The sequence below is a fragment of the Ferruginibacter sp. genome (assembly GCF_031430955.1).
Taxonomy (GTDB): domain Bacteria; phylum Bacteroidota; class Bacteroidia; order Chitinophagales; family Chitinophagaceae; genus Ferruginibacter.
Genome location: NZ_JANPCM010000372.1, coordinates 1 through 8,473 on the forward strand (window position 1 = coordinate 1; position 8,473 = coordinate 8,473).

The 8,473-nt window shown below is 35.7% G+C and carries 5 protein-coding genes; 4 read left to right on the forward strand and 1 reads right to left on the reverse strand.

The features are described 5' to 3' along the window. The 3 genes from ACY65O_RS10570 to ACY65O_RS10580 form a co-directional block, all read left to right on the forward strand. On the forward strand, positions 1 to 2,363 hold a 2,363-nt coding region (locus ACY65O_RS10570; RefSeq protein WP_462220822.1), incomplete at its 5' end, for a WD40/YVTN/BNR-like repeat-containing protein. A gap of 101 nt (positions 2,364 to 2,464) precedes the next feature. After that, positions 2,465 to 3,730 carry a pyridoxal phosphate-dependent aminotransferase gene (locus ACY65O_RS10575; protein WP_462220823.1) on the forward strand — a complete coding sequence of 422 codons (1,266 nt, stop codon included), beginning with the start codon at positions 2,465 to 2,467 and terminating at the stop codon, positions 3,728 to 3,730. Between the two features lie 512 nt (positions 3,731 to 4,242). After that, entirely contained in the window at positions 4,243 to 5,316 is a 1,074-nt protein-coding gene (locus tag ACY65O_RS10580; RefSeq protein WP_462220824.1) for a glycosyltransferase, read from the forward strand. Between the two features lie 9 nt (positions 5,317 to 5,325). Here ACY65O_RS10580 and ACY65O_RS10585 read toward each other — a convergent pair whose 3' ends face one another. Further along, positions 5,326 to 7,272 (reverse strand): glycosyltransferase family 2 protein, encoded by a 1,947-nt coding sequence (locus tag ACY65O_RS10585; RefSeq protein ID WP_462220825.1) that lies wholly within the window; start codon positions 7,270 to 7,272, stop codon positions 5,326 to 5,328. 170 nt (positions 7,273 to 7,442) lie between these two features. Here ACY65O_RS10585 and ACY65O_RS10590 point away from each other — a divergent pair, with 170 nt between their 5' ends. Continuing rightward, complete coding sequence (locus ACY65O_RS10590) at positions 7,443 to 8,222, forward strand: inositol monophosphatase family protein (RefSeq protein WP_462220826.1); 780 nt, start codon at positions 7,443 to 7,445, stop codon at positions 8,220 to 8,222. Positions 8,223 to 8,473 lie beyond the last annotated feature (251 nt).

The following is an 8,473-nucleotide window of genomic DNA, read 5'->3' on the forward strand; positions in this document are numbered from 1 at the left end:
CCACAAAAAATGGTTTATACAAAACTGATGATGGCGGCTTTAAGTGGGAGCTGGTAAACAGCAATAAAACAGATGTAACTAACAGGGCATTTTATTTTCAGGATATAAAAGTTGATCCTAAAAATGAAAACCGTTTATACAATATCACCCAAACAATAACGATGAGTGAAGATGGCGGAAAAACTTTCAGCACAGTAATTCCTTACAGTGGCATTCATCCCGATCATCATGCATTTTGGATAAACCCCAACGATCCTAATTTTATAATTGATGGTAACGATGGTGGTATTGGCATTAGCCGTGACAGAGGAAGAAACTGGATCTTCAGCGATCAAATTCCTGTGGGACAATTTTATCATATTAATGTTGATAATAAAATGCCTTACAATGTTATGGGGGGCATGCAGGATAACGGAAGCTGGCACGGCCCTGCATACACGTGGACGAATGGAAGTATAAGAAATTTTTACTGGAATAATTTATCGGGTGGGGATGGTTTTGATGCGGCTCCAGATCCCGAAAATAACGACTGGATTTATTCGATGAGCCAGGAAGGCGAATTGCAAAAAGGAAATGTGGTAACAGGTGAAGAAATGAGAATAAAGCCCCCCACGCCAGATGCAAAAACTTATTTACGTTTTAACTGGAACGCCGCTTTTGCACAAGACCCCACAGATGCAAAAACAATTTATTATGCCAGCCAGTTTTTACATAAAAGCAATAACAAAGGATTAAGCTGGCAAACTATATCACCCGATTTAACAACCGATAATAAGCAACAGCAAAACCAGGAAAATAATGGCGGGCTTTCAGTTGATATTACCGGCGCAGAAAATTATAATACTATTCTTTGTATTGCACCATCATCAAAAGATAATAAAGTTATTTGGGCAGGCACCGATGATGGCAATGTACAACTTACAAAAGATGGCGGAAAAACATGGACAAATTTTAGAGGAAAAATACCGGGTATGCCTTTGGGTGCATGGATACCACAAATTACTTCAAGCCGCTTTAATGCTGCCGAAGCTTTTGTTGTTTGTAACGATTACCGACGTGGCGATTTTAAACCGTATTTTTTTCGTACCAAAAATTATGGACAAACATGGGAGCGGATGATAGATGAAAATAAAGTAAAAGGTTATGCTTTATGCATGATACAGGACCCCACAGAACCCAATTTAATTTTTGCAGGAACTGAGCAGGGGCTTTGGGTAAGTTTTGATAATGGTACAAATTTTCAACAATGGAAAAACGGTTATCCCTCAGTATCCACTTACGATTTGGCTATACAGGAAAGAGAAGCAGATTTATGTATTGCAACTTTTGGCAGGGCAATGTATATTTTAGATGATATTAGGCCATTAAGAAAAGCTGCTGCCAATAATGGTGCTGCATTTACAAAAACGTTAACCGTATTTGAAGCACCAACAGCATACCAGGCAACTTATAAATCTGCGCCGGGTTACGACTGGAGTACCTGGGGAATGTATGAAGGACAAAACAGAAACCGTGGAGCTTCCTATTCTTTTTTCGTTGATGTGCCGAGAAATTCTATTTCGGTTATTGCTGGTAAAGACACCGCAAGCAGTAAAAAATCTTCCTCCAACGATTCTGCTACAGTAAAAATTTATAACAGTGCCAATGAATTAATAAGAACAACAAAAATTAAAGCCGATAGTGGCTTCAACAGAAATTACTGGAGGTTCGAAACAAAAGGTATCCGTCAGCCGGGTTCTGCAAAACCAAAACCCAATTCGCCGGAGCCGGTAAATTTTGGAATGCCTGTTTATCCCGGTACATATAAAGTAGTGGTTAATTTAGGTACAGCAGCCGATTCAACTATGATTGTTGTAAATGCCGACCCTAATGTGCCCAATGATAAAAATGTTTACGATGCAAAAATGGTTTTATTAAAACGTTTAGAAAAAAGTGCATTAAAACTTACAGAGATAACTGACCGTTTAACCGAAGCTGATGAAACCATAGCAAAAATAGAAGCTCAGTTAAAAAATATAGAAGGCAAAGAAGCTGACAGTTTACGAAAAGCAGGTAAAGCAATGACAGACTCTGTAAAAAGTATCCGCAATTTTATTTTTGGCAAGCCGCAGGAAAAACAGGGCTATGGCACAGTTTATCAATTAACCGTAAACGAAAAAATGCAGGCCGCAAGAGGAGAAATACTGGGGAAAAATAAAATACCCGATGCACAGGAATTAAACCAGGTGGAAGTTGCCGAAGCATTGGTAGCGCAGGCAATAGAAAAAGCCAATACTTTTTTTACAACAAAATGGATGGCGTATCAAAAATTGGCAGAAGCAACGCCGATGAAAATTTTCAATTCCTATAAACCCGTTGAATAAATTTGTTCACTATACAAAAACCTGTTGAGTGAATTCATTCAGCAGGTTTTTTGTTTTACCCATGTTTAAAATTTACTTTTGCTTTTTATTAAAAGATGATTATGAGTTCAGAAAATTTAAGCCAGTTAGCCAAAACTTTAATAGGATCAGAAATTGTTAGCCTTGGTGCAGAGATAAAAGAAAAAATAAAACAGGGTGATAAAATTTACAATTTTACAGTAGGAGATTTTGATTCGTCTGTTTTTCCCATACCGCAGGAGTTAGAAAACGAAATCATCAGCGCTTATAAAAATCATTATACCACTTACCCGCCTGCCGATGGAATTTTAGAATTACGGGAAGCTGTAGCCCATTTTATTTTGGCAAGAGAAGGAATAAATTATGCTACCAACGAAATATTAATTGCCGCCGGTGGCAGGCCGCTTATCTATGCAGCCTTTCGTGCAATAGTTGATAAAGGCGATAAAGTAATTTACCCGGTGCCCAGCTGGAATAATAATCATTATGTACATTTTACTGAGGCAGAACATGTAATGATCGAGACCAAACTGGAAAATAATTTTATGCCAACTGCCGAAGAAATAAAACCACACATAAAAGGTGCGGCATTACTGGCCGTTTGTTCGCCGCTAAACCCAACAGGTACAACATTTACAAAAAAAGAACTTTCGGCCATTTGCGATTTGGTAATTGCAGAAAATGAACAGCGTGGTGCCAATGAAAAAAAATTATACTTACTGTACGATCAAATATACTGGACACTTACATTTGGCGAAACAGAACATTACAACCCTGTTTCTATAAACCCAAAAATGAAACCTTACACCATTTTTATTGATGGTATAAGTAAAGCATTTGCAGCAACAGGTGTAAGAGTTGGCTGGAGCATGGGGCCTACACATTTAATAAATAAAATGAAAGCTATCAACAGTCATGTTGGGGCATGGGCGCCTATGGCAGAACAAAAAGCTGTTGCTAATTATTTGGGGCAAACTGAAAACGTAAACAACTATACAAAAAAGTTTAAACATGCAATTGAACAAAGATTGCGCCGCATTTACAATGGATTTATCCAGTTAAAAAAAGATGGTTTTACTGTTGATGCTGTTGCACCGCAGGCTGCTATTTATCTTACTATACAAATAAATTTAGTGGGCAAAAAAAATGCTGATGGCAAAATTTTAGAAACTCAAAGTGACGTAACTGCTTATATTTTGAATGAAGCAAAAATTGCTATTGTTCCGTTTTATGCATTTGGGGCTGCAAAAAGCAGTAACTGGTACCGGCTGAGTGTTGGCACCTGTAAAACAGATGAGATAGATGAAATGCTGAAGATGTTGAAGACTGCGTTGATTAAATTAATTTAAAAAAATTAATTCTTGCAATTCAAAAACACAAAAGGTTTTAATTCTCTTTGTCTGAAAACATCACGAAGATGTTGCTGATCACTAAAAATTTTGTATTTGTTCATGTCAATCACCTCGTGGGCTACAACAATGTTGTCGAGGGCTTCAACCGTGTACAATAGGCCATGAAGTTGTTCTACTTCATGCTCAATTGCTTGGGGAGACATTAGCTCCTGGTTAAACAATACCAGTAAATCCCGGTTAGAGTTGTTCATAATGAAATTGGCGGTTAAAACAATACTCCTTACTTCTCAATATCCTATCATTCCAGTTTTGCTTGGGCATCCGCATTGTCCTTTTTTTGAAGAAGAACAACCAGTAACTGCCAAACTAACAATCAACGTAAGTAATAATGTAATTTTAAATAGGTTTTGCATTGTGTTATATTACTCAAGTTAAACTATTTTCACAATAATTTATTGTTTTCTTAAAATGAAATTTGAAAATATAACATAGGGGCGAAAAAAAAACGGGTGCTGGTTGCCCCTTTAGATTGGGGCTTGGGCCACGCCACACGTTGTATTCCAGTAATTTATGCACTTACCAATCTGAATTTTGAAGTAATAATAGCTGCTGATGGACCTACAAAAAATTTATTAGAAAAGGAATTTAAAAATGTGGTTTTTACGCAAATAAAAGGGTACAACATTAGGTACAGCACTAACAAATTCTGGCTTCCACTAAAGTTATTATTACAGTTTCCCAAACTATTATGGGTTGTTTTTAAAGAAAATTTTTGGCTTGATAAAACAATTGCCGAATATAAAATTGATGCGGTAATATCAGATAACCGGCTGGGTTTATATTCTTCAAAAGTTCCCTGCATTTATATTACGCATCAACTGCAAATAAAAACCGGCAACAGTTTTACAGAATGGCTTGCACAAAAAATTCATTATTTTTTTATTAATAAATATAGCGCCTGCTGGGTGCCCGATACTGCAGCAGAAAATAATCTTGCAGGAGAATTATCTCATCCAAAAAAATTACCCGAAACGCCGGTAAAGTATTTAGGACCATTGTCAAGATTTGAAAAAACTACAGTTGAAAAAAAATATGACCTTTTAATTTTACTCTCCGGGCCGGAACCACAAAGAACAATTTTAGAAAACCTGTTATTGCAAGAATTAAAATCTTTTTCGGGAAAAGTGGCAATGGTTAAAGGTCTGCCAAAAAATTCAGCAGAAGAAGAATTTATTTACGATGATGAAAATAAAATAACAGTTGCCAATCATCTTTCAGCCACAGCATTAAACAAAGCAATTCAACAATCAGACATAGTTATTTGCAGAAGCGGCTACACGTCTGTTATGGATTTAATAAGACTGCAGCAAAAAGCAATTCTTGTTGCTACACCGGGGCAAACGGAGCAGGAATACCTGGCTGCATATTTAATGGAGAGAAAAATGTTTTTAAGCGTTCCGCAAAGTAATTTTTCATTACCCAGTGCGTTACAAAAGGCTTGCAGTTTTTCTTTTACAAATACTTTTATTTACCAGGAGGAGTATAAAAAAATACTACAGGAATTTACCCAACAATTAAAATAATTGCTGCTTTTAAAAACATAAATATTTATATCCCCTTACAATTTTTTTTAAGTCTGTGGCAGCAGAATAATAAGTAGCATACCATTCATCTGAAAGCAATAAACTTTCTTCAGGCAAATCGTTTACCCGTTGGGGCAATGCAGTAGAAGTAAGTATTCCTTTTTTTATTGGCGGTAACTTATTATTAGGTAATAGGGCATACCCAATCCATGTTTTTTTTCTGAATAAAACTGAAAAGGTATTTTTAAAAAATTGCAGCGGTTTTTTTTGCAGCACCAGGTGAACGGGAAAACTTAGTATAAAAACAACTGCAGCAATAACATCCAGCAAATTTTTATTTCTTTTATTAACGGCATCTGCAATGGTGTATTTATTATTGATGCTTACATACTTTCCGCTTGCATTTTTATTATCGCTGCCAATAATACTGCTGCTGCCCGATGCATGAAATTTATTAAGCATTCCCGCTGGCAACTGTTGAACAGCAGCTATGATTTCTTTAAAGCTTAAAATATCTTCGCAAAAAATTATTTCTTTTACCGGGTACATTTTAATAAGATGATTTATTTGCTGCAAACTTCCCAACGCTTTGCTGGAACTGGTAAGGTTATTATCAATGCGTCCTAAAACTTTTTCCGTCATGCCGGCATTATGCATTATTTCAGTAACTGTTTTAAAATCATTTTCGGCTGCAACAATTATTGTTTGGCGGTAGCCGTTGTCATCATCTATCCTGTTTAATAAATTCCATTCTATAAATAATCGCCGCAATAAACTCATCACAATAAATGCCATTACTATTCCAAATACTAAAATGCCCCGGGAAAAGCGGATACTTTCTGGCAACAAAGCGTAACAGCTTAATAAAACTAATGCCGAAAGTATTGTGGAGCGGTTAAGCTGCGATTGTTTATATCCTTTGTCATACAAACCGGAGTAATAGGATGCAATTAAAAAAATTATGGTAAACACCGGAAACGCAATGATGAGCATATTGGGAGAATAATTCACTTCTTTACGGATATAAGTGTTCCATAAATATTTAATCAACCAAAAACTCATAAAAATTATACCGGCATCTAATAATGGCAATCCAATTTTTTGCAAAAATTTGCCGATGACTGTTAGTGTTGCCCGTAAAAAAATACCGGTTTGAATTAAAAAATTAAAAACACCTGCACGGCTTCCACTGTAATGTTTTTTTACAAACAAACTCATGGCATTATAAAATAAACGAACGTAATTCAAGCTGCCTTTTTTTGTACTTTCTCCTTTAAAATGAATGATGGTACTTTCGGCAAAATAATAATTTTTATAGCTGGCTTTTTGTATGCGGTAGCTCAAGTCCACATCTTCGCCGTACATAAAAAATGTTTCGTCAAAACTTCCAGTGGTGTCTAAAACTTTTTTTGGTATCATCATAAATGCCCCGGCCAGCACATCCACTTCATGATTTTCATGTTCGGATAAATTACCCAAATGATATTTTGAAAATGTTTTAGAATGCGGAAACAGTTTTGTAAGCCCCGACAGTTTGTATAAAGAAGTAAGTGGCGAGGGAAACGATCTTTTACTTTCTTTTAAAAATTTACCTGTACCATCAATCATGTGTATGCCCAAAGCCCCGGCATTGGTTTGCGATTGAAAAAACCGGATACATTTTTCAAAACAATCTTCCGGTACAATGGTATCGGGGTTTAAAAAAAGTATATAATCACCTTTTGCTTTTGCCAGCGCCTGGTTGTTGGCTTTGGCAAAACCTGTATTATCAGTATTAAATATAAAATTTACCGAAGGAAATTTTGGTGTAAGAAATTCTTTACTGCCATCTGTAGAATTATTATCTACTACAAAAATTTCTGCGTCAATATTGTTGCAGGCTTTTATTACCGAGCAAAGGCATTGCTCTAAAAAATATTTTACGTTAAAGTTTACTATGATAACTGATAATTGCAATTGGGGTAAGTTATTATCTGCGAAATACGATTTTTTATTCCATTATTCAAAATGCAGAGGTGAATGGCGAATGGGCAATGGTGAATAAATACTATTAAAATTAACAAATTGCTTATTGGCATACCTAAATCTAAAATCATAAATCCAAAATCGAACTTTATCTTTGCGGCATGATAAAAAAAATACTTTTGGAAGCTGTAAATGCCGGCGGAAAAGAATTACAACGATTTTTTAATGGCGAATTTACTATTACTAATAAGGAAGGTATCAATAATCCAGTTACAGAAGCAGATCATGCGGCCGAAAAAGCCATCATTGATATTATTCAAAAAAACTTTCCCGATCATTTTATTTTAAGTGAGGAAACGGGTGAGATAATCACCAACAGCGAATATAAATGGATCATCGACCCTATTGACGGCACTATTAATTTTGCCAACGGCATTCCAATTTGCTGTGTAAGTATTGGAGTAGAAAAAGATGGTGAAATGATAATGGGTGCAGTGTATGCTCCAATTTTGAATGAATTATTTTTTGCCGAAAAAGACTTAGGTGCCACATTAAATGATAAAAAAATTAAAGTGGGTAATAAATCGGAAGTTATTAATAGTTGTTTAGTTACCGGTTTTCCTTACACTTATTTAGATGCCCCCAACGGGCCTTTAGAGGTTTTTGAAAAATTGATACGCAAAGGCGTGCCGGTACGCAGGTTGGGTAGTGCCGCCATTGATTTATGCTGGGTGGCTGCAGGAAGATTTGATGGTTTTTACGAACACAAATTATCGGCATGGGACAGTGCTGCTGGATTTTTAATGGTGCAGGAAGCTGGTGGAAAAGTTACAGATATGAATGGTGATAAATATTCCCCTTATCAACATCAAATAGTTGCAACCAATGGATTAATACATCAGGAGCTGCTGGAGATAATAAACGGCAGGAGGCAATTTTAGATTGCCGATTTTAGATTTTAGATTTTTTTAAATTCAAGGTTTCTTTTAAATTTTTGTAAAAATAAAATTATAGATGGTTTAATAAATAAGACAATTTGATATAAAAGTTAAATCCAAAATCGCCAATCTAAAATCTGAAATTGTATATGGCTGTTGATAAGTTTGAAATAATGAAGCGGTTAAAAGCTTTAGCTGTAAACACAGCAAGGCTTTGCCTGAAACTTCCTTATAATGTTGTGAACAAAACTTAC

Coding starts and splice junctions, on each gene's coding strand:
- ACY65O_RS10575 (WP_462220823.1), top strand. CDS start 2,465: ATGAGTTCAGAAAATTTAAGCCAGTTAGCCAAAACTTTAATAGGATCA.
- ACY65O_RS10590 (WP_462220826.1), top strand. CDS start 7,443: ATGATAAAAAAAATACTTTTGGAAGCTGTAAATGCCGGCGGAAAAGAA.